24 protein-coding genes and 1 tRNA gene are annotated in these 22,307 nt (G+C 37.7%); 3 read left to right on the top strand and 22 right to left on the bottom strand.

The genetic code is table 11. The features are described from left to right. Positions 1-31: 31 nt before the first annotated feature. The 5 genes from AC5YGB_RS04120 to metG form a co-directional block, all read right to left on the bottom strand. On the bottom strand, positions 32-1,888 hold the full coding sequence (locus AC5YGB_RS04120) for an N-6 DNA methylase (protein ID WP_496137944.1): 1,857 nt from the start codon (positions 1,886-1,888) through the stop codon (positions 32-34). Between the two features lie 22 nt (positions 1,889-1,910). Next, on the bottom strand, positions 1,911-2,165 hold the full coding sequence (locus AC5YGB_RS04115; RefSeq protein ID WP_496137943.1) for a DUF4258 domain-containing protein: 255 nt from the start codon (positions 2,163-2,165) through the stop codon (positions 1,911-1,913). Positions 2,166-2,380: 215 nt separating this feature from the next. Then, entirely contained in the window at positions 2,381-3,592 is a 1,212-nt protein-coding gene (locus AC5YGB_RS04110) for a tyrosine-type recombinase/integrase (RefSeq protein ID WP_496137942.1), read from the bottom strand. Between the two features lie 184 nt (positions 3,593-3,776). Further along, positions 3,777-3,864, bottom strand: a tRNA-Ser gene (locus tag AC5YGB_RS04105). 15 nt (positions 3,865-3,879) lie between these two features. Further along, on the bottom strand, positions 3,880-5,520 hold the full coding sequence (metG, locus tag AC5YGB_RS04100; RefSeq protein ID WP_496137941.1) for a methionine--tRNA ligase: 1,641 nt from the start codon (positions 5,518-5,520) through the stop codon (positions 3,880-3,882). A gap of 90 nt (positions 5,521-5,610) precedes the next feature. Here metG and apbC point away from each other — a divergent pair, with 90 nt between their 5' ends. Beyond that, a complete protein-coding gene (gene apbC, locus AC5YGB_RS04095) occupies positions 5,611-6,690 on the top strand; it encodes an iron-sulfur cluster carrier protein ApbC (protein ID WP_020026462.1) in 1,080 nt (359 codons plus the stop codon). Positions 6,691-6,694: 4 nt separating this feature from the next. Here apbC and fdx read toward each other — a convergent pair whose 3' ends face one another. The 13 genes from fdx to AC5YGB_RS04030 all read right to left on the bottom strand — a co-directional run bounded on the left by fdx (position 6,695) and on the right by AC5YGB_RS04030 (position 16,694). Further along, a complete protein-coding gene (gene fdx / locus AC5YGB_RS04090; protein WP_496137940.1) occupies positions 6,695-7,033 on the bottom strand; it encodes an ISC system 2Fe-2S type ferredoxin in 339 nt (112 codons plus the stop codon). A 9-nt stretch (positions 7,034-7,042) separates the two neighbouring features. Then, a complete protein-coding gene (hscA, locus tag AC5YGB_RS04085; protein ID WP_496137939.1) occupies positions 7,043-8,896 on the bottom strand; it encodes a Fe-S protein assembly chaperone HscA in 1,854 nt (617 codons plus the stop codon). A gap of 11 nt (positions 8,897-8,907) precedes the next feature. Further along, the gene (hscB, locus tag AC5YGB_RS04080) at positions 8,908-9,423 is read right to left on the bottom strand and encodes a Fe-S protein assembly co-chaperone HscB (RefSeq protein ID WP_496137938.1); all 516 of its coding nucleotides are present in this window, start codon (positions 9,421-9,423) and stop codon (positions 8,908-8,910) included. A 33-nt stretch (positions 9,424-9,456) separates the two neighbouring features. Further along, complete coding sequence (gene iscA / locus AC5YGB_RS04075; RefSeq protein WP_020026465.1) at positions 9,457-9,780, bottom strand: iron-sulfur cluster assembly protein IscA; 324 nt, start codon at positions 9,778-9,780, stop codon at positions 9,457-9,459. A 4-nt stretch (positions 9,781-9,784) separates the two neighbouring features. Continuing rightward, positions 9,785-10,165, bottom strand: coding sequence for a Fe-S cluster assembly scaffold IscU (iscU, locus tag AC5YGB_RS04070; RefSeq protein ID WP_496137937.1), 381 nt, complete (start codon positions 10,163-10,165; stop codon positions 9,785-9,787). Between the two features lie 67 nt (positions 10,166-10,232). Further along, positions 10,233-11,447 carry an IscS subfamily cysteine desulfurase gene (locus AC5YGB_RS04065; protein WP_496137936.1) on the bottom strand — a complete coding sequence of 405 codons (1,215 nt, stop codon included), beginning with the start codon at positions 11,445-11,447 and terminating at the stop codon, positions 10,233-10,235. Positions 11,448-11,466: 19 nt separating this feature from the next. Then, positions 11,467-11,895: an Rrf2 family transcriptional regulator gene (locus AC5YGB_RS04060; protein WP_496137935.1), complete on the bottom strand. Its 429-nt coding sequence runs from the start codon at positions 11,893-11,895 to the stop codon at positions 11,467-11,469. 82 nt (positions 11,896-11,977) lie between these two features. Beyond that, the gene (gene cysE, locus AC5YGB_RS04055) at positions 11,978-12,649 is read right to left on the bottom strand and encodes a serine O-acetyltransferase (RefSeq protein ID WP_496137934.1); all 672 of its coding nucleotides are present in this window, start codon (positions 12,647-12,649) and stop codon (positions 11,978-11,980) included. A gap of 66 nt (positions 12,650-12,715) precedes the next feature. Beyond that, positions 12,716-13,558, bottom strand: coding sequence for an LpxL/LpxP family acyltransferase (locus AC5YGB_RS04050; RefSeq protein ID WP_496137933.1), 843 nt, complete (start codon positions 13,556-13,558; stop codon positions 12,716-12,718). 2 nt (positions 13,559-13,560) lie between these two features. Then, positions 13,561-14,937, bottom strand: coding sequence for a TolC family protein (locus tag AC5YGB_RS04045; RefSeq protein ID WP_496137932.1), 1,377 nt, complete (start codon positions 14,935-14,937; stop codon positions 13,561-13,563). A gap of 110 nt (positions 14,938-15,047) precedes the next feature. After that, positions 15,048-15,569, bottom strand: a complete 522-nt coding sequence (locus AC5YGB_RS04040) for a shikimate kinase (RefSeq protein WP_496137931.1) — start codon at positions 15,567-15,569, stop codon at positions 15,048-15,050. Positions 15,570-15,585: 16 nt separating this feature from the next. Further along, a complete protein-coding gene (locus AC5YGB_RS04035; RefSeq protein WP_496137930.1) occupies positions 15,586-15,768 on the bottom strand; it encodes a zinc-finger domain-containing protein in 183 nt (60 codons plus the stop codon). Next, positions 15,765-16,694 carry a branched-chain amino acid transaminase gene (locus tag AC5YGB_RS04030; RefSeq protein WP_496137929.1) on the bottom strand — a complete coding sequence of 310 codons (930 nt, stop codon included), beginning with the start codon at positions 16,692-16,694 and terminating at the stop codon, positions 15,765-15,767. The genes AC5YGB_RS04035 and AC5YGB_RS04030 overlap by 4 nt, the downstream gene beginning before the upstream one ends. A gap of 219 nt (positions 16,695-16,913) precedes the next feature. On the opposite strand from AC5YGB_RS04030, the gene AC5YGB_RS04025 reads away from it, so the two are divergent. Together AC5YGB_RS04025 and rsgA are read left to right on the top strand one after the other, a co-directional pair. Next, positions 16,914-18,158 (top strand): M48 family metalloprotease, encoded by a 1,245-nt coding sequence (locus tag AC5YGB_RS04025; protein WP_496137928.1) that lies wholly within the window; start codon positions 16,914-16,916, stop codon positions 18,156-18,158. A 12-nt stretch (positions 18,159-18,170) separates the two neighbouring features. Next, positions 18,171-19,133, top strand: a complete 963-nt coding sequence (gene rsgA, locus AC5YGB_RS04020; protein ID WP_496137927.1) for a ribosome small subunit-dependent GTPase A — start codon at positions 18,171-18,173, stop codon at positions 19,131-19,133. Here rsgA and AC5YGB_RS04015 read toward each other — a convergent pair. The 4 genes from AC5YGB_RS04015 to hemH form a co-directional block, all read right to left on the bottom strand. After that, positions 19,125-19,772 (bottom strand): methyltransferase domain-containing protein, encoded by a 648-nt coding sequence (locus AC5YGB_RS04015; protein WP_496137926.1) that lies wholly within the window; start codon positions 19,770-19,772, stop codon positions 19,125-19,127. The genes rsgA and AC5YGB_RS04015 overlap by 9 nt on opposite strands. A 23-nt stretch (positions 19,773-19,795) precedes the next feature. After that, complete coding sequence (locus tag AC5YGB_RS04010) at positions 19,796-20,281, bottom strand: FKBP-type peptidyl-prolyl cis-trans isomerase (RefSeq protein WP_496137925.1); 486 nt, start codon at positions 20,279-20,281, stop codon at positions 19,796-19,798. A gap of 128 nt (positions 20,282-20,409) precedes the next feature. Continuing rightward, positions 20,410-21,255, bottom strand: coding sequence for a TIGR01777 family oxidoreductase (locus AC5YGB_RS04005; RefSeq protein ID WP_496137923.1), 846 nt, complete (start codon positions 21,253-21,255; stop codon positions 20,410-20,412). Between the two features lies 1 nt (position 21,256). Beyond that, positions 21,257-22,297 (bottom strand): ferrochelatase, encoded by a 1,041-nt coding sequence (gene hemH, locus AC5YGB_RS04000; protein WP_496137922.1) that lies wholly within the window; start codon positions 22,295-22,297, stop codon positions 21,257-21,259. Positions 22,298-22,307: the final 10 nt, after the last annotated feature.

The following is a 22,307-nucleotide window of genomic DNA, read 5'->3' as shown; positions in this document are numbered from 1 at the left end:
ATAATACCTTCTAACTTGAACTATTTTTTTTCTATATATTCCATACATCTTTAGAAAGATCAAGCTGTTCTTTTTGTAATTTTTTAATTTGTTTAGTAATATCATCTTCCCTTTTTAGAATTTTACTAATTTCTTTCTTTTGCTTGGTGTCAGAAATAACAACCTGAAGCTCCTTCAAATCTGAGAATTTAATAAATGATATTGTACTTCCGGAAGTTATGCTTTTTAATAATGATTGTCCTAAATTTGAACGTAAATAGGTAAACAATGAATGAGGATCAATTACATCACTGTCAACTCTAAGAATAATTGCAGATTGGCCAATAACCCATCCTCCCTTTCCAGGCCCTGGAACAGATAAAGGCACAATACCTACCTTTCCAGTGCTCCCTTTAACAATAAGCACAAGGTCATTTGATTTTGCATAATTATCATTTGGTATATCATCGCCAAGGAGAACGGCTCTTGATGGATTGCCTATGAAGCCTCTATCTGGAATATCTGCTGCACCAATTTCCATTACTTCTAATCCACTGTCCACCCCAACTCGATGAGCTCTTGGCCTTATGACTTTGATATGATCACCCAATGCGACAGTTGCTTTGTCTTGCAATATTTCATTAACTGACTGAATGTCGGCACTCAAAACATATTTACTAGGTGAAAGGTTATAGTTATTTGATTCTATTTCAAAATTCGTAATGTTTTTAAAATGCTCAGAAAGGCCATTTTTATGCTGGATTTTTTTGGCTGCAATTGTTGCAATAATATCTTCATAGTTGTTGAGTATTTTCACTCTTCCACTCCCTGAGCAGAAATGACTACTTCTTAAGTCGAAATAATTAACTGAATCATTCTTTTTAGAAGGCGTTAAAAGTAATATTGAAAAACTAATGTTAGTGTGCGGCATCAGACTATTTGGCATTGCTATTACTGTATGAACAACGCCTTTATTTATTAAATCTTGTCTGAGCTTATGCTCAGCACCAGGCGAAAAAAGAATACTATCTTGAACTGCAATAACGCCCATTCTTTTAGTTATAGATAATAGGTGCTGAATTGCTAAAATTGTACCTTGCCTGGTTTTTTCAGGAAATCGATTAAACCAGTCCCCTTCAACAGCTTTATTATAAATCTCACCTTTTAAGCCAAATGGTGGATGCGAGATTGTGACGTCATATTGAGGAAGCTCTCCATCAAAAACTCCACTAGGACTAATTATTGGATCACAAAATTCAAATGCAATATTCGATTCAGTTAGAAGGTCAATAAATAAGGGTATACAAGATTTTACTGGGGTTTCAAGAACCACTTTAGATGAAGTTTCAGAAGCCCTTATTCCAAGCTGAGCGCTAGAATCCCATTCTATGCAAACATCATCATTTTTAGTTATATCTGCCAGCCCAACTAAAAGATCTGAAATTTCTTTAGGAATAACATAATTGCCGGGTTGATGATTTGAAAAACTATTAAACCAGGCAGCAAACTCATCTTTAATTTTAGTCGTGGATAGTAATCCAGTTTTTATAAACTGTCTTGCTAGTTTTCTAGCTACATATAAATCTTGACCGCTAATATCGCCATGACTCGCATAGTACTCTTCTTTAAATAACTGATAGGCATCATTAATTCTTTTGCCATAACTCATATCCTGAGCAGTTTCATGAATTAATTCTTCGATAGACTTTCCATTGAAGGCAATATTCTTCATAAAATCTTTAATAGAGTAAGAATTAAGAAAAGTATGGATGAGTGGAGCTTCATCTATTTTTTTATCAAAAATTAACTTTTCAATAGTCAAAATAGCAAGTGAGGTTTTGGCACATAAATTAAAATCAGCCTTACTATTTTGTAAAAATAGTTTTGTCAATTGATCGAGTATTTGCATATTTGTTCCTTATTAAAAAAAACTACTTGTTGCAGTTATAGGTAGTTACAACTCTTCCAGACTCTTCAACGACAACAAGTCCTCCCTTATCGATTACTTTCATTAAAGTCTTAAGTGAAACTTTTAAATCTTGCATTACTTGAATTGCAGTTGCCTTATTTAAAACACATCTATTCTTATGATCAAACTCACCATGTTCTAAAGTAAGATCTATCATTGACTGCTTTATTCCTCTCTGGTTCATTCGCTGCTTAGCGTGTTTTGTTATATATTTCATAGTTATCTTTTCAGTTGAGTTGAGGGAATTATAACTAAAGTTTTCACGAATGTCAAACTGTATTGGATACTTTTCCAAATATTTATATAATTTAATAGATAAAATCTAAAATTTTTGGATGAATGATTTCTAATGAAGGGCTCTCTGACGACATTTATGCTTAGATCCTAGATAACTATATTTGAATATGCTTCTTTTACTAACTCAATAAAATATTAAAAAAGATTCTGTTGATAAGCTAAAGTAGAGACTAGCTCTTTATTCTGAAGTTGATTTAAGTAGTCTGACCACCCTTGCATCATTAATCTACGCTCTTCTAAATACTCAGCATGGTTATAGGCAGCTCTGACCTTGTTTGTTGGTAAATGAGAGAGCTGAATTTCTATTAGATCTCCACTATACCCAAGCTCATTAAGCCTAGTACTTGCCATAGATCTAAAGCCGTGAGTGGTCATCTTGTCTTTACCAACGCCAACCCTTCTTAATGCCAGTCTGAGCGAGTTAGAAGTGATTGGTTTATTCTTGTTTCTATCAGTCGGAAAAACATAATCACTGTCCACATTAACATTCCTTAAATTTTGAAGTGCTTTAAAGACTTGATGACTCATTGGAACTAGGTGAGGTTTTTTAGCTTTCATTCGCTCTTTGTTAATCCTGATTAACTTATCACCAAAGTCAACCTCACTCCATAACATACCTGTTAGTTCAGTAGGTCTTAAAAAGACATGAGGAGCAATAACTAAGGCAGCTCTAACCTCATAGCTGCCCTCATGCTGCTCTAATTTATCGAGTAACCATGGAATCTCTTTTGGGTCTGTAATAGTAGCGTAGTGTTTCTCAGGTTTCTTTTCAAAGATCTCATTGGGCAAATCTCTTACTGGATTGACTTTGATTTCATCCATCCCTACAGAATATTTAAAGACCCCATTCAAGATACTTTTAACTTTCTTCATCATGTCAAGCTTCCCAGTATCTTGAATTTTAAGCAGTAAAACTCTTATCTCTGATGACTTAATGTCTTCGATAGGCAAATTACCAAGTTTAGGCAATAAGTAGTTGTTTGAACGTTGTATGGTGTCTTCAACATAACCTATGCTCCACTGATTCTTATTCTTATTGATCCACTTATGAAACATATCTTCAAAGTTCGCTTTTTCAGGTGGGTTAAGTTCTATCTTTGCTTGTTTAGGGTTAATGCCCTTGTAAAGCATTTGTCTATTCTTATCACGAGCCTGTCTTGCCTCAAATAAAGAGACCAATGGATAAGCCCCAAGAGACATCATTGTTGCCCGATTATTAAATCGATAGCGATGTCGCCATAATTTTGATCCGTTAGGATTAATTTCTAAAGTTAGGCCGTGAGAATCGGCAATACGATAAAGTTTCTTTTTTTTCTTAAGATTTCGTATTTTTGTATCTGTAAGCACCGTGTGATGAAGCCTTGTATTTTTTAGACAATGTTAAATCTACTCACAAGTCTACTCACAATCGTGTGAAATGTCAAGAAAGTTTATGACAAGGTATGAGAATTGAAATATCTATAAAAGCCTTATATAAAAGGATTTTAATTTGATTTATGATAATTTATGACGTTTTTTGATAACTAATGTATGGTGGAGGGAATGGGATTCGAACCCATGAAACCGTGAGGTTTACACGCTTTCCAAGCGTGCGCGATCGACCACTCTGCCATCCCTCCAATACTTTTGAATTTTTACCCTTTTGAGGACTCTATCATTGCTTCTATTTGCTCATCCTCAACGCGCGTCATTAATGGTTTAAATTTATTGATTTGATGACCTAGTAATGGGCTATTAATATCATTCCAGTTCAAAGAGTCAATATTTAAAAACTCCTCAGATTTTTCTGCCATCTCTGGAAGCACAGGCTTCAAATAGGTCATAAGTACTCTAAAGAGATTAATCGCCAGTGAAGTAATTTCATGAACCTCTTGCGACTTACCTTCTTCTTTAGCAAGCTGCCATGGCTTTTTCTCATCAATGTACTGATTTGCTTTGTCTGCAAGCTTCATAATCGATCGCATAGCCTGTCCATAGTTTCTATCTTCATAGTGCCCTGCTATCTCTGTATTAGCTGCAACAAACTCATCATAAAGACCTTGCTCTATAAAATGACTAGAGAGCTCTTTATCAAACTTTTTCACAACAAATGAAGCACTTCTTGATGCGATATTGACCACCTTTCCAACAAGATCAGAGTTAACGCGCTGTTTGAAGTCTTCTAGATTTAGATCAATATCATCAATTCTAGATGAGAGCTTATAGGCATAGTAGTAACGAAGACATTCTGGATTTAGCGCCTCAAGGTAGGTTCTTGCTAAAATAAAGGTGCCGCGTGACTTACTCATCTTTTGTCCATTTACAGACAAGAACCCATGTGCAAAGATTGCGTTAGGCGTTCTGAAGTTAGAGCCCATTAATGTTGCAGGCCAGAATAACGCATGGAAGTAGACAATGTCTTTACCAATGAAATGATAGAGCTCGGTATCAGAGCCCTTTGCAAAGAAGTCATCAAACTCTAGTTCAGAGTTGTCACACAGCTTTTTAAAGCTTGCCATATAGCCTATTGGAGCATCTAACCAAACATAAAAGTACTTGTCTTCGGTTCCAGGAATCTTAAAACCAAAATAAGGTTTATCTCTTGAAATATCCCACTGCTGAAGGCCTTGTTCAAACCATTCTGCCAACTTGTTACTTACTTGCTCCTGAAGATGTCCAGCCTTCGTCCAATTTTTCAATTCCTTTTCAAACTGCGGCAAATCAAAAAAGTAGTGCTCTGAATCCTTTTCAATTGGCTTTGCCCCAGAAATGACTGATCTTGCATTTTTTATTTCAGTGGTTGAATAGGTAGCACCGCAAACCTCACAGTTGTCTCCATACTGATCTTCCGCGCCGCACTTAGGGCAATCTCCCTTAATATAGCGATCTGGTAAGAACATCTCCTTTTCGGGATCGAAAGACTGTGAAATGACCCTTTTCTTAATATAGCCAGACTCATTAAGACGATTGTAGATCAATTCAGAAATTTCGCGATTCTCCTCTGAATGAGTTGAGTGATACTGACTAAAGTCAATATGAAAGTCACTCAAATCTGCTTGATGGCGCATACTGACCGAAGCAATAAGCTCTTCGGGTGTAATTCCCATCTCGTCTGCTTTAAGCATGATAGGGGTTCCATGGGTGTCGTCTGCGCAAACGTAGTAACACTCGTTGCCTTGCATCTTTTGAAAGCGAACCCAGATATCGGTCTGGATGACTTCAAGCATATATCCCAAATGAAGGTCTCCATTAGCATAGGGGAGCGCTGAAGTAACTAAGATTCTACGTTTAGCCATAAATAGTCATCAATAATCCCAATATAAATAAGGATTTGTGGGATAGTTGTACGATAAAATATCGCTATTTTACCGACCGAGGTCATCAAATTGACAACTTTAACTGAAGATAAAATTCAATCCATACTGAGTAATGTAATCGACGAGAATACTGGAAAAGATCTAGTGTCCTCTGATAATGTAAAGAATATTTCGGTCGATGACGAAATCGTTAACGTTGAACTTCTACTTAAATACCCTGCTGCCAACTTTCATGAAGAACTTAAAGGAGTTGTAGAGGAGGCTCTTTCTAAAGAAGGCGTCAACTATTCGAATATTTCAATTAACTCTAAAATCCCATCGCATGAGACGCAAGGCGTCGAAGCCCTTCCTGGTGTCAAGAATATTATTGCTGTTGCGTCTGGTAAAGGTGGCGTTGGTAAATCAACCACAGCGGTCAACCTGGCACTAGCCCTCAAGTCTGAAGGTGCTAATGTTGCAATACTCGATGCGGACATTTATGGACCCTCTCAGCCGCGCATGCTAGGCGTCAAAGATCTTAGACCCCAAGAGTCTGAAGGTGGCAATATGAAGCCTGTTATGGCTCATGGTTTGCAATCTATGTCGATTGGTTTTTTAGTTGATGAAGCCTCACCCATGGTTTGGCGTGGCCCTATGGTTACCCAGGCATTAGAACAACTTTTAAAGAATACTGAATGGGAAGATGTTGACTATATGATCATTGATATGCCGCCTGGGACGGGTGACACCCAGCTAACCCTTTCTCAAAAAATTCCAGTCAGCGGTGCGGTGATTGTAACGACGCCTCAAGACATTGCGCTCATTGATGCTCAGAAAGGTCTTGCGATGTTTGAAAAGGTCAATATACCTATACTAGGTATTGTTGAAAATATGTCAATTCATATCTGTTCAAAGTGTGGTCATGCTGAAGAGATTTTTGGACATGGCGGCGGAAAGGATATGGCTGTTGATTCAAAAACTAATTTTTTAGGCGCTCTACCACTTCAGTTAGACATTAGAACAGATGTTGATGAAGGTACGCCAAGCGTTGCAAAAGATCCTGATAGTCAGGTGACAGATATGTACCAAGAGATTGCTAGAAAAGTCGCTGGAATACTGTCACTCAAAAACGAGTCAGTTGGCGCTTTTCCAAAGATTACGATTGAGTAAAGACTTAGTGGTTCTCTGAGACCTGATTAATGGTGTACTTAGGTATCTCAATAACTAAATCATCCTCTGAGATAATGGCCTGACAAGAAAGCCTTGAGTCTGGGTCTAATCCCCACGCTTTATCTAAGAGGTCATCCTCAATCTCATCTGACTCTTCAATGGTGTCAAAGCCTTCACGAACATAGACATGGCAGGTCGTACAAGCATTCGACATCTCGCATGCATGCTCTATTTCGATTCCGTTATCAAGAAGCGCTCTGCAGACACTGGTTCCAGAATTCGTTTCGATTACAATCCCTTCAGGGCAAAACTCATCATTGGGAAGGATAATTAGTTGCGGCATATTAATATTTTATAGTTGTTCATTAAATTCATCAATTCTATGGCCTTTCATTGCGCTCATGATTGATTTGTTCATTCTCATTTCAACGAATTTAGCGCTGATATTTTCAAGTTCTAGAGTAGCCTCTTTGATAATTGCTGCATCTTCAGAGTTAACAAGCAAGGACAAGTTTTGTCTCGCACCCTTAATAGAGGCTAACATTTCTTCATCAAGTAGTGATTGATCTGCTTCAAGCGCTGCATCTATGGCCTCAATTGTCCTTGTTGCATCAACTCTTTGCTCTTGGAGCTGCCTTAATAAGATATCTTCTTGGGCAAAGACGACAGAGTCTTTGAGCATTTTTTCCATATCCTTATCACTCAGACCGAATGAAGGTTTAATCTCGATTTCTGATTTAATGCCTGAGGTCTCCTCTTGCGCGGAAACTGATAAAAGGCCGTCTGCATCAACCTGAAACTCAACTAAGATTCTTGCGCGCCCAGCAACCATAGGAGGAATTCCTTTAAGCTCAAAGCGACCCAGTGAGCGGCAATCCTTTGTAAGCTCTCTTTCCCCTTGAAATACATGAATACCCATTCCAGTCTGCCCATCTTTATAGGTCGTAAATTCTTGAGCCCTTGTGATTGGTATTGTTGTGTTTCTATGAATGACTTTCTCAACGAGACCACCCATTGTCTCGAGTCCTAAGGATAACGGAAGTACATCCAGCAATAAGACATCATCTTTGCTTTTGTTGCCAGCCAAAATATTCGCCTGAATTGCAGCCCCCTTCGCGACCACCTCATCAGGATTAATCGAGCAGAGCACTGGCTTTTCAAACACCTCACTAACGCGCTCTCTAATGATGTTCATTCGGGTTGAGCCTCCAACCATAATGACTTCTTTCACATCAGAAGCATTAATCTCAGCGTCTCTAAGCGCCTTTTTTGTGATTTGAAGGGTTCTCTTTACAAGCTTTTCAGACAAGACTTCAAATTGAGATTGAGTTATTTCATAATTTTGCTCACCCAGTTTAAATTCAGCGCTATCGCTCACAGAAAGCTTCTCTTTTGCAGATTTTGAAAGTTGCCTGATGACTTGAATTTGTGATGCAGTCAAATCTTTAAGGTTTAGTGATTGGACACAATCTTCAAAAATTAGGTTATCAAAATCATCACCCCCTAAGCTCGAATCACCGCCTGTAGACAAGACTTCAAAAACACCTCTATTAAAGCTTAAGATTGAAATATCAAAGGTCCCACCCCCTAAATCATAGACCGCATGTATTCCCTCTTCTTTTGACTCTAAGCCATAAGCAATGGCGGCAGCTGTTGGCTCATTAAGAAGCCTTAAGACATTAATACCAGCAAGCTTAGCTGCATCCTTTGTAGATTGTCTTTGCGCATCGTTAAAGTAGGCAGGAACAGTAATGACAGCGCCTTTAAGTTCATCACCAAGGGCATTTTCAGCTCTATTCTTGAGGTTTGAGAGAATTTTCGCTGAAATCTCAACTGCAGAGAGCTCACCCATTGCTGTTTTAAATAACACGCCTCCATTTTGATCAACTAAATCATAAGGGAGATTTTTAATCGACTGGGCCTCGTTAAAGCTAATACCCATAAAACGCTTAATCGAAGAAATCGTATTCACCGGATCACTCGATGCAAAAGCAAGAGCCTCAACTCCAACACTCATTTCATTTATGCCGCAATGGACTACAGATGGCAGCATTGAATCACCATTAGTGTCAGGCAAAAGCTTTGTTTCACCGCTCATCACACTCGCAACCAATGAATTTGTAGTTCCCAAGTCAATTCCGCAGGCTAAATTATGGCGATGGGGAGCAGTTGATTGTCCGGGCTCAGAAATTTGTAACAGTGCCATCTATTTAGTCCTTATAACCATTCATCTAGTAGCGTGCCAGTCTCTTTTGCTAGCTGCTCATAGAACTTAAGTTCTCTGACATCTTTTTTAATCTCTAAGCTATCACTATTAACTTGAAACGCGTTAGAGATTGACTCTACTTTTGATTGAATATGAGACTCTATTTTCAATATAAAATCCTCTAATTGATCTGAATCTACCTTTGATTCTATCACCTCAAGCTCTTCACGTAACTCAATCTGAGAAATAAGAAAGTTATGAGCCATAGAGGTATCTTTTTCATCAAAGGGATCGATTCCATCAAGCTTAAGTAGGTAGCTTGCTCGATTCAATGGGGACTTAATCGAATCAAAAGCTGTATTTAAAAGCGAGGTATTTTGAAGTGCCTGTAATTTTTCAGAGTCTGTTTTTGAAGCGTACTTATCAGGATGAAAGCGGGCAATCTCTCTGCGGTATGAATCCTTTAGACTGGAATCACTAATAAAGAAGGAGGTCTCGAGGTCAAATAACTCAAAGTAATTTTGCATAAAGTCAATGTCCTAGAGACCCAATAAAGCTATTTAAACGGTAAAGGACTCACCACAGCCACACTCTGCTTTCGAGTTTGGATTGTTAAATTCAAAGCCTTCATTAAGGCCTTCTTTTTGGTAATCAACTTCAGTACCATCAATATAAATAAGACTCTTAGCGTCTACAATAACTTTAACACCCTTGTCATCAAAGGTTGTATCATCTTCATTAACAGCATCAACAAACTCCATGTTGTAACCAAGCCCTGAACACCCTGTTGTCTGAACAGAGAGCCTGACACCGACACCTGAGCCGCGATTAGCAAGATAGTCGCTCATGCGCTCTGCTGCTTTACTTGTTAATGTTATTGCCATTTAATTAGTTAGCTTTACTCTTTAAATCATTAATTGCCGCTTTAATTGCATCTTCAGCCAACACTGAGCAATGAATTTTTACCGGTGGTAACTCTAATTCCTCAACAATTTCTGTATTTTTAATTTGTGACGCTTCATCCAAAGTCTTTCCCTTAACCCATTCTGTTAATAGAGAAGATGAAGCAATTGCCGAACCGCAGCCATAAGTTTTAAACTTAGCCTCTTCAATAACCCCATCATCATTAACCTGAATCTGAAGTCGCATTACATCACCACAAGCTGGCGCGCCAACCATACCAGTTCCTACATTGATTGCATCTTTATCTAGAACCCCAACGTTTCTCGGGTTTTCATAGTGATCCAAAACTTTTTTACCATATGCCATAAGTTACTCCGAATTTAACTGACAATTTTACGCTACAGCTTGCTGTAGATTTTAAATATCTCTTAATTTAGTGAGCAGCCCACTCCACTGAATTTAAATCGATACCATCCTTAAACATATCCCATAAAGGGGATAAATCTCTTAATTTTTCAACTTTCTCTCTTACAAGAGTAATTGCATCATCGACATCTCTTTCTGTTGTGTATCTTCCTACACTGAAACGAATCGAGCTATGCGCTAATTCATCACTCAGACCCAGAGCTCGCAAAACATATGAAGGCTCAAGGCTAGAAGATGTGCAAGCAGATCCAGATGAAACCGCAACATCAGAGATAGCCATCATAAGAGACTCACCCTCAACGTAATTAAAACTAATATTTAGATTGCCTGCAATCCTTTGATCAAGGTCACCATTAACAACAACTTCTTCCATGTCTGAAAAACCGGCGTAGAGCCTTTGTCTCAGTTTAAGTGTTCTAGCGTGCTCCTCTTTCATCTCGGCTTTAGCAATCGCAAATGCCTCACCCATTCCAACTATTTGATGGGTTGCCAATGTTCCAGAGCGCATTCCACGCTCATGACCACCGCCATGAATTTGAGCCTCTAGACGAACTCTAGGTTTTCTAGAAACATATAGTGCTCCCATGCCCTTCGGACCATAAATTTTGTGTGCTGAAAAACTCATTAAATCAACTGGAAGAGCTGTCAAATCAATTTCAATCTTACCAACTGACTGCGCAGCATCAACATGGAAGAAAACTTTATTTTCTCTACAAATATCACCAATAGTCTGGAGATCCTGGATCACACCAATTTCGTTATTGACATGCATAAATGAAGCAAGAATTGTGTCTTCTCGAATCGTTTTCTTAAAGAGATCTATATCTAATAACCCATTAGGCAGTGGGTCTAAATAAGTAACCTCAAAACCCTCTCTCTCAAGTTGACGGCAAGTATCAAGGACCGCCTTGTGCTCTGTTTTAAGGGTAATTATATGTTTACCACGTTTCTGATAGAAATGAGCGATACCTTTCAGCGCTAAGTTATTAGACTCTGTAGCGCCTGAAGTCCAAACAATTTCTCTTGGATCAGCGCCTACTAGGTCAGCGACCTGAGAGCGAGCCTCATCGACTGCCTTTTCTGCCTGCCAGCCGAAATAATGAGAACGAGAAGCAGCATTACCAAAATCCCCTTCCATAGTTAGGTATTTGGCCATTTTCTTAGCAACGCGAGCATCAACTGGAGTCGTTGATGAATAGTCCATGTATGTTGGTGTAAGCATGTATATATTCCTTTATATATTAATTGACATTAAGTGATTGGGTGAGTTGATAGTCATCCATCACTTGCTGAAGATTACGTGAACTCAAAAAACCTCTAATTTGATCACTAACTTCGCACCATAAGTGATGAGAAAGACACTGCTTACCTCTATTGCAGTCTTTTGAACCATGACAACGTCTAAGATCAATGTTTTCATCAACAGCCTCAATAATTTGAGTTAGGGTAACCTCTTCTGCATTGACATTGAGCAAATAGCCTCCCCCTGGGCCTCTGACACTTTTAACGAGTGCCGCTTTTCTAAGTTTAGCAAAAAGTTGCTCAAGATAAGAGAGCGAGATATTTTGCCTTTGTGAAATCATATCAAGGGTTACTGGCCTTGCGGATTCGTTAGAAGCTAAATCCAACATAGCTGTAACCGCATATCTTCCCTTAGTGGTTAATTGCATAAGAATCTCTATCTAAATAAAAAAACTAATTATACTATTAACCTACTAAATTAGTCAAGTATTTAATTCAACTAAAACTTACTTATTTTTTAATATTACCAGAGGTCGTTTTAGAGCTTGTATTATCTAACCTTTCCTCCATCTCAGCAAGACGCTCAATCAGTGAATTAACGGCCTGAATTGTAGGGTCATTAGAAGTACCTGAGGAGTTGGCCGCATAAGAGTCGAAAGAGTCTCCATCTTCTGCCTTCTTTCTAACAATTCTGCCTGGTATTCCAACAACTGTTTCGTTATCATCTATCGACCTTACTACAACAGAGTTAGAGCCAACACGTACATTTTCCCCAAGTATTATAGGTCCTAGAATTTTTGCACCAGCACCTATAACTACGCCATTTTTAAGTGTCGGATGTCGCTTTACTTTGTCCCAAGTGGTTCCTCCAAGAGTTACACCGTGATAAAGCATACAATCATCTCCAATGATTGCGGTCTCACCAATTACAACACCCATTCCATGATCGATAAAAAAGCGTCTTCCTATAACAGCTCCAGGATGTATCTCAATACCCGTTATCCAGCGTGCAAAAGTAGAAATAAATCGCGCAAGCCAATAAAGCTTATAACGCCATAAAAAGTGAGTTAATCGATAGAATAATACTGCCTGAACACCTGAATAACAAGTTAATACTTCAAATACATTTCTTGCGGCAGGATCACGAGCAAATACGCTTCGAACATCTTCAATAATTCTCATGCGGGGAATTATACCATTATTGCAACTAGCGAGATTTCACAGCATTCCAATTAACAATTACAAAAATTAGGTGTAAGAGTGAGAGGATTTAAATCTTCGGTAACTCCACATGTACTGCTCAGGATGTCTCCTTACAAGAGACTCAATAGAGTGATTCATTTGTCCCACCCTATCTTCCAAATTATCGCCATTAACATTAAGATCCACTGGCTCCAAATTAAAATCATAACCTTGGCCCCCATCAAGTCTTTTAGCCCAAAACATTAAGACCTGTGCATTCTGTTTTTTAGCCATCCTTGCAAGCAAAGTCATTGTATTAACCTTTTTTCCAAAAAAAGGGGTCATTAAACCACCCTCTTTACCGGGGTCTTGATCAGGAAGCATCCCAACTAAATAACCACTCCTGAGGGCTCTTTGAATTTTTAAGATTCCCGATTTATCTGCACTAGCCATAGAAAGATTACCTTGATTTCGTTTAGAAAATAGATAGTCATTCTGTTTTTTACTTCTAAGTGGCCTATACATAAAAATAACCTTTCTTTTTTCAGCAAGAACCCTCCCTGTTATTTCCCAACAGCCCATATGAGGAACTAACAGAATTGTTTTTCTTGAGCTATCAAGATAATGCTCGCCATTAATATTTCTGATGAGCTTTGAATTGTCTTTAAAGTTTTGATTCCATATAAGACCAGACTCAGTCAATCCTTTGCCTGTTTCTATTAATACTTTTTTTAAAAGTGACTTAATTTCTAATTCACTTAAACCTGGAAAACAAATTTTTAAGTTTTGTTTTGAAACATTTTTTGCTTCTGAATTTGATAAATAAAGAAGATAACCAATAAAGGAACCAAATGCGTGGTTAACCTTAAGTGGCAATAGAGAACAAAAGGCTAGAAAGAGGCGAATCATTTTTAATTATAAAGCTGATCAATCGCTGCCTTGTAATCAATAACTATTTTTTGATATGTGCCTGCTGCCTGAAGGTAAGTAAGGTTTGCAAGATTAGCACTACTCTTAGCAGCAAGCACTAGAGATTTCTGACCTCTCGCCTCACTGAATTTGATTTGCTCTTCAATAACCTTTTCTTCAGCCAATGCGCCCTGTTCTAAATAAAGAGCTACAAGCTCAGTTAATAAATCCACTTGCGCTAAAAGATAATTAATTTGCTGAATACTGTTAATTTCGGCTTCACGTTTTTTTGCATCAATATCTGACATTTTTATCTCAGTATTCTCAACTGCAAGAACCTCTTTTCGTGAACCAAGAGGATAAGAAATATCCACACCAACATTCCATGAATAATCTCGATTACCAAAACTACTAAAAACCTTATCATTCTCTCCAAGCGACGAAAGCCCTAAATTTAAATTAACATTTGGCATTGTTTTATTCTCGAGTGACTCAAGTTCTCTTTGAAGCTTTGCCTTATCAAAGTCGAACTTTTGAATGGCTCTAGAAGTTGATACAAACTCTCTAGGACTAATACTACTTAAAGACTGTTCTTTAAATAAATCCATCTCAATAATCATGTCAGATTCTTTTGCATTGATTAGATCAGCTAGTTCTCGTCTCTCAACAATGAGCTCTTTATTCGATTGAAGAGATTGTTGCCTTGACTTAACATAATTGTCTTTTTCTTGAATAAGAACCGTTATATCTATGAGAGAGTTTTTAAATTTATCTTCAGCGAGATCTAGTTGCTCCTTAGATAAATCTAGTGCAATTTTATGTTTTTTGACAATTTCTTGTTTTAAAGCTAAATCAACAAATTTAGATAACTTAGATGCTAGAAAATTTTCCGCCTGCTCTTCAAGACTGACCTTTTTAGCAATCAGATCAAGTGAAGCAAGGTCTAAATTCAGCCTATCATTAAGTCCATCTTTATTTTGAAGAAGAGGCCTTGCATAGTTAATCGAAAAAAGATTCGAATGAGTTGAATTATTATCTTTATTATTTCGAGTTAAGGAATGATTCAGATTAACACTTGCTCCTGAATGTTTAACTTTTCTTATGGCCCCTATTTCATACTTGGTGGTATAAAGATCATTGTAAGCCCTGGCAGAAACATCCTCACCACCAGTAAATGTTTCACTTGCACCAGCATTAATATTCCAATCTGTATAGGTTGATAATGATTTCTGGTTTATTAGACTTGATTTCTCTGAAAGAGATAATTGAACAAAATAAGGGTGGCTTTCAACCAATCTTGCACTGAAATCGTCTATGGTAATTGCAATAGAGCTTGAAGACAAAACAACAAGCATCGACAAAATAGTTCTTTTCAACATTATTTCCCCTTATGTTTCTAATCAATTGATATAAACACAACAGTTTAGAGTATCAGATTCTTATTTTAGTGAAGTTTTGGTGAAGTTTAGGAAAAAGAGCTTTAAAAGAATTATTTTTTTAACTGAGATAATATTTCATGGATAACTTCATTTAGTTTCTTTCCATTTGTATCAATAATAATGGTTGCTATTTCCCTATAGAGCGGATCTCTTGCTTCAATAATATCAGTAATTGTTTTTCTTTTATTAGAACTCTTTTCTAGTAAAGGCCTTGTTTTAGATTTTGCTGTTCTTCTTAAAATTTGATCAACGGTAGAAAGCAGGTAAATGACAGAACCAGTTTTTGAAATTTCAAACCTATTTTCTTTTGATATAACTGCGCCACCTCCAGTAGCCAATACAATGTTATCTTTGCCGCACAACTCCTTTAAAACATCAGACTCTCTTTTTCGAAACCCCTCTTCTCCCTCAACATCAAATATGTGATCAATACTAACACCAGTCTTGTCGATAATTTCATGATCGGCATCATAAAAATTAACGCCCAAGCTTACAGATAGCCTTCTTCCAACTGATGTTTTGCCTGATCCCATTGGACCAACTAAAACAACATTGTTTAGATTTGATTGCATTTTTTAAAATAATAAACTATGAGTCCAGTTTATATTTTGCTCCACAGTATGGACAGCTTACTTTGCCATGATCATCAAATGATAAAAAAACTTTTGGATGCATGTTCCACTTTGAAGAATCTTTGGGTGGACAGTGCGCAGGCAAGTTTTTTCTTAAAACTATCTTTGTTTCACCTTCATATGAGTCGGGAGAACTCACAAACACCTTCCACTATCTATCCAATGAATGTAATCACTGTTTCGCCCATGAACACAATCAAAGTAGAGTGACTGAAGCTTTTCAGTGACTGGGCCACGAGAACCCTCACCAATTTGATTTCCATCAAGATCTCTAATGGGGGTCACCTCAGCGGCAGTCCCAGTAAAGAAAGCTTCGTCTGAAGTGTATATTTCATCACAAGATAGTTTCTTTTCAATAATGTCATGACCCAGAGATTTTGCCAAAGTAAAAATCGTATCTCTCGTAATACCAGGCAAGGCTGATGTCAAATTAGGAGTATAAATAACATCATCTTTAATAACGAAAATATTCTCACCACTCCCTTCAGAAACATAACCATCAATATCCAGCATTAAAGCCTCATCAAATCCATGATCAAGCGCCTCCTTTAGGGCCATCATAGAGTTAACATAATTTCCATTTGTTTTAGCACCACTCAAAGAAGGATGAGCAGGATGTCTGACATAAGAAGATGTTCTAATTCTTATCCCGTTTTTCATATTGTCTTCACCCAAGTATGCTCCCCACTCCCATGCAGCAATCATAGTATGAACTTTCAAATTATCCGCCCTAAGGCCCATACCCTCAGAGCCATAGAAACACATTGGTCTAATGTAGGCAGACTTGAGATTATTCCTAGTAACAACTTCTCTCTGGGCTTGGTTCAGTATCTCTGCATCATAGGGAATCTTCATCCCCAAAATTCGAGTTGAATTAAATAGTCTCTCAGTATGCTCTTCAAGCTTAAAAATAGCTGGCCCTTTGTCAGTTTCATAAGCTCTAACACCTTCAAAAGCCCCCATGCCGTAATGAAGGGTATGTGTTAAAACATGAACCTTTGCTTCTCGCCAATCTAACCACTCTCCATCCATCCAGATGAAGCCATCTCTATCTTCCATTGTCATTACAAAATCTCTTTAAATAACTTTAATTACGAAATTATACCCATCTCCATTTAGAATTCATCTCATATATCTATGATTTCGTTTAGGGTTTTAATATTTATTTATATAATTATTTTTGAAAATTATTGTCATTTAATTTACCAGTATTTCAATTTGCAATATCTAATAAATGAGCGGGTATAATTTGATGTAACTTTTTAAGATCATTTATACACAAAAATGGAATTTAATTTTTTTACATTTATCTTTTTATTCGCAATTTTGACTTCAGTCCTAGCTTTACTTTATCTAAATTTTAGACAAGACAAAGCGATTGATAATTCATTTGAAGTAGTTCCAGATGGCTTCAATGAAACGATAAAGCTTGAGGATCATCAAAAAGCTGGAAAATATACAAAAGCAAAGCTTTTACTTAATCATTTTGAGATTATCTTTTCAACAATGGTACTGCTAGTTTGGACACTAGGTGGCGCTATGAACTGGATCGATGGCTACTGGTCTCAAAGAGTTAATGATCCAGTACTAATGGGCACTTTCTTTGTACTCAGCATCATGCTCATTGCTAGCTTTATTGACCTTCCTTTCAGTATTTATAGGAATTTTGTTTTGGAGCAAAAATTTGGATTTAATCGCATGACAGTTGGCACTTTTGCTGGAGACTTAATTAAGGAAGTTATACTGAGTCTTATTCTTGTCTTACCTCTAATTTACGCTATTCTCTATCTTATGAATATTGAATCAATAGGCAACTATTGGTGGGTCTATGTTTGGGCGATTATCAGTCTTTTTTCCTTAATCATGATGTGGGTCTATCCCTCTTTCATTGCGCCTATCTTTAACAAATTTAACCCTTTAGACAATGAAAGTCTTAAAACAAGAATTACTAGTCTTCTAGAAAGAACCGGCTTTGGTAGCGATGGTATTTATGTCATGGATGGATCTAAAAGATCCTCACACGGAAACGCGTACTTTACTGGAATAGGTAAGAACAAAAGAATTGTGTTCTTTGATACGCTTCTTAAGGGAATGGAGGACAAAGAAATTGAGGCAATTCTTGCGCATGAGCTTGGACACTTTCATCACAAGCACACTCGTCAAAGAATGATCAGCTCTTTTATTTTCAGCTTTATTAGTCTTGCTCTACTAGGCTATCTGATTAATCAAACCTGGTTCTTTAATGGACTAGGAATTTCAGAGCCATCATCACACGCAGCATTGGTTCTTTTTAGTCTAGCCCTTCCAGTCTTTAGTTTTTTTATTACTCCAATTAGTAATCTAGTCTCAAGAAAACACGAATTCCAGGCAGACGCCTTTGCAGCAAGTCATACTGACGCAAAAGATTTAATATCTTCTCTCATTAAACTTTACAAAGAAAACTCATCATCCTTATCTCCAGATAAATACTATTCAGCTTTTCATGACTCTCATCCCAGCGCGGTCCTTAGAATTGAAAAATTACTATAATTTAACTGCCTAGTGCCACTTACTAGAAAACAAAAATGGCGTATCGATAAAGTTCAATCTGAAAAGATTGCTCGCGCTGATAAAGCCTCAATCAAAGCTGAATCTGATCTAAACGCGAATGATAAAGAGTACATTGGAAAGGTTATTACAAGGTACGGTCAACGTCAACTCGTTGAGGCAAAAAATGGAGAAGTTTTTCAAAGTGTAAGCCGACAAAATATTGGCTTTTCTGTTGCAGGTGATGAAGTCCTGTTTCAAAAAACAAAACAAGGCGAGGCAATTGTCACTGCCATCTACCCAAGAAGAACTGAGCTCAAAAGAAAAGATAAATTAATTGCAGCAAATATTGATCAGTTATGGCTTGTCGTGGCAATTGAGCCTCACTATGAGTTTGATTTGATTGATCGCTACCTTATTATGGCTGAAAACTCAAACCTTCCTATAGGTTTAGTAATCAATAAAATTGAGCTATCAAAAAATGAAAGTCAGCTTAATGATGACTTTGAACATTATAGAAATATTGGCTATGATGTCCACAAAATGAGCGTTAAGAGTGATTTAAATGTGACCTCATTCAAAGAAAAACTAATCAATAAATCTCATATATTTCTGGGTCAGTCTGGCGTTGGAAAATCCTCACTCATCAACGCACTAATTCCTGATTTAGAGCTCAGGGTCAATGAAATTTCAATAAAAAGCAAGCTGGGTAAGCATACAACAACAAACACAACAATCTACCATATACCTAGCGGTGGTGATTTAATTGATTCCCCTGGTGTCAGAGAGTTTCAATTAGACAACCTTTCTGAAGAGCAGATAGTCAGAGGATTCAGAGAATTCAAAGCGCTTTCAGATCAATGCCGATTTAGAAACTGCAAGCACATTAATGAGCCAGACTGTGCGATTAAAATGGCCCTAGAGAATGGTGAAATTAATAGCAATCGTTATGAGAGCTATTTGAATATATTAGCCTAGTTTTTTTAAAAAAATGACACGTTCTGAGTAAATGTCAAGTTCTAACTTCAATTCTTTTGCAAGATACACTAAAGATTGTTTATTAAAAAATCCAATATGTGAAGGGTCATTTTTGTAATACCAGGATTTAAAATCAGTCTCTTCAGTCAATAGGTGGGTCATTAATGCGATATAACCACCCACCCTAAGAGCAGAAGCTAAGCGCTTAAATTCAAGCATTGGATCTCTAAGATGTTCAATCACTTCAGTTGCTGTGATGAAGTCAAACCGCTTATTAAAAATACTGTCCTTTGAGGCGTAAAATTTGTCATATAACTCAACATGATGCCCCTTCTCTTCAAGCATTAAAGACAGAGTGGGTCCTGGTCCAGAGCCAAAATCAAGGCCATAGGATTTCTCAGGAATTTGTTGTAAAAGAGGCTCTGCTAACTGAGATAAAAAATGACGATAGCGATTATCCGATGGATCATTATTGTGAGTGTCATACCGTAATTTTTCATCAGTCTCTGATAGATGAAAGGATTTAGGTACAAAAACAAATCCACAATTAGAGCAACTTAGATACTCTCTATGGCTATCTTTAAGGATCAGTGAATGATTCTTGGATTGACACAGCGGGCAAGTAATGATTTTTATCACTATAGCCCGCTATAGATTTATGATTAGTGAGAGTGACCGCCTGCTGAGTGGACATGACCGTGAGATAACTCTTCAGCCTCAGCAACTCTGACATCTTCAATGCTAACTGAAAAATGAAGGGTTTCACCAGCTAAAGGGTGGTTTGCATCAACAGTAATTTTCTCATCGTCTTGCTTTGTAACTGTCACAACAAAAGGGTTGCCATCTTGGTCCTGAGATTGAAGCTGCATACCAATTGTTACTTCATCAATGCCTTGAAGTGCTGTACGAGGGATCTCTTGAATCGCATCCTGCATACGCAGCCCATAACCCTCTTCGGGCTCCACAGAGACTTCCATCTTGTCACCCTTACTGGCGCCTTCAAGCGCTGACTCAAGACCAGGAATAATGTTTCCATGCCCTTGTAAAAAATCAAGAGTTTCTTTGCCATCAGATGAATCAATAACCTCACCAGCATCATTCTTAAGTGTGTAGTGCATTGATACGACTTTATCCTTACTAACTTTCATATTTTCTCCAAAAATAAACAAAAAAACTCCCCTAAATGGAAAGCCTCATTCAATCTTATGTAACAGTGTGACACTTAAACATATTTTACCATAGACAAACACTTTTTCATTATGAGGATTGAGCGGCTTTACCCTATAAGATCTCTCATTGCAGTGTCGATGTCAGGATAATCAAAAACAAAGCCAGCTTGGATTAATCTCATTGGAATAACGGATGCACTTAAAGTGAGGACTTGAGATCCTTTACCAAGGAGGATTTTCAGTTGCCACTCCCATACAGGAATAAAAAAAGGTCTTTTTAAAGACTTAGCAAGAGCTCTTCCAAAGACCTTTTGAGGAACAGGCTCAGGTGATGTAATATTATAAATGCCTTTACTCTGAGGATCATTGATTAGATATTGAAATGCTTTAACGAGATCATCAATATGTATCCAAGAGAAACATTGATTTCCACTCATAATAGGGCCGCCTACACCAAAGTAATAAGGCCAGTATAATTTTGCTAGTGCGCCGCCCTTTCTTGAAAGAACAACACCAAACCTTAAAATAGTAACATCATCAGAAATTGACTTTGCAGCGCTCTCAACAGCTATGTTGAGATCAGTCAAATAACCCTCGCCCTGAATATCATCTTCAGTCTTAGGGTTATTACAGTCAGACTCTGCATAAAAACTAATCCCTGAAGAGCAAATCACTTTAGGCCTCTTAGTAATGAGCTTAATCGCATCAGAGAGCATTTGGTTTGTATTGACCCTGCTTTGCCACATCTCAGCGATAATTTTTTGACTCCACCTCTTTGAAATAGTGGATCCAGCAAGCTGAATAACAAAGTCACTGCCATCAATAATCGAGGATAGATACTCGGCAGACTTAAAAACGGTTCTATTAAATACTTCTACTTGGTGTGTTTTTGAAAAACTTTTTTGGAGCGCACTGCCAATTAATCCAGTTCCACCCAGAATAACAATTTTCATACTACTTGCTCCAGCCTGATGTGTTATCAAGTACGAGCTGAGTCAAGAATTCAATATGGTCAGTTCTGTCATTAAGCGCTGGAATATATCCAAACTTTTGGCCACCTGACTCCATGAAGTAATCCTTGTTTTCTTCGCTTATTTCCTCAATCGTCTCCAAACAATCGGCTGAGAAACCTGGGCAAATAACTTGCACATTTTTAATGCCCTTACTAGGAAGCAACTTCAGAGTTTTATCGGTGTACTCTTTCATCCATTCAGCAACCCCCAATCTAGACTGAAATGTCATTTGATACTCACTCGGCTTCAAATCAAGTTTTTGAGCTAAACGGAATGTGGTTTTGCAGCATTGGCAAGGATAGTTATCGCCTTTATCAAAATATCGTTTAGGGATGCCGTGATAAGACATCAGCAAGAAATCAGGCTTGCCATGGGTTTTTTGATACTCCTTGACACTATTAGCTAGAGCATCAATGTATTTCTCTTCCTCGTTATAGCTACTAATGAATCTCAGATCAGGAACATTTCTCCAAGTTAAAAACTCTTTCGCAACAGCGTCAAAAACAGAGCCGGTTGAAGAGGCGGCGTACTGAGGGTAAAGAGGCAACACAATAATTTTTTTACAGCCCTTGGCCTCTAACTCGGCGAGAGCTGATTTCATAGATGGGTTACCGTAACACATACCTAGAGCAACCTCGAACTGTCCTGGCGCTTTTTTTTCGAGTAGGGAGGCAATTTCAGTTTTTTGAAGCTTCGCAATCGACAAAAGTGGTGAGCCCTCACCATGTGTATTCCAAACAGTTTGATAGGCCTTGGCTGATTTTTTAGGCCTAAGGTTAAGGATCACAGCATTCAGAATGATCTTCCAAACCCAACGTGGAGGTGGGGGCTCTATAACCCTTGTGTCTGAAAGAAACTGCCTAAGATAAGGTTTGACTGCTTTCTTGGTAGGCGCGTCAGGCGTTCCTAAATTGGACAAAAGTAATCCAATCTTAGTTTTCCCAGCTGATTCATGAATTGACGAACTTTGGTACAAAAGCATGCCTCTAATT

It is taken from the genome of Candidatus Pseudothioglobus sp. uisw_142, from assembly GCF_059512465.1.
This window is presented reverse-complemented; position numbering and strand designations above follow the sequence as displayed.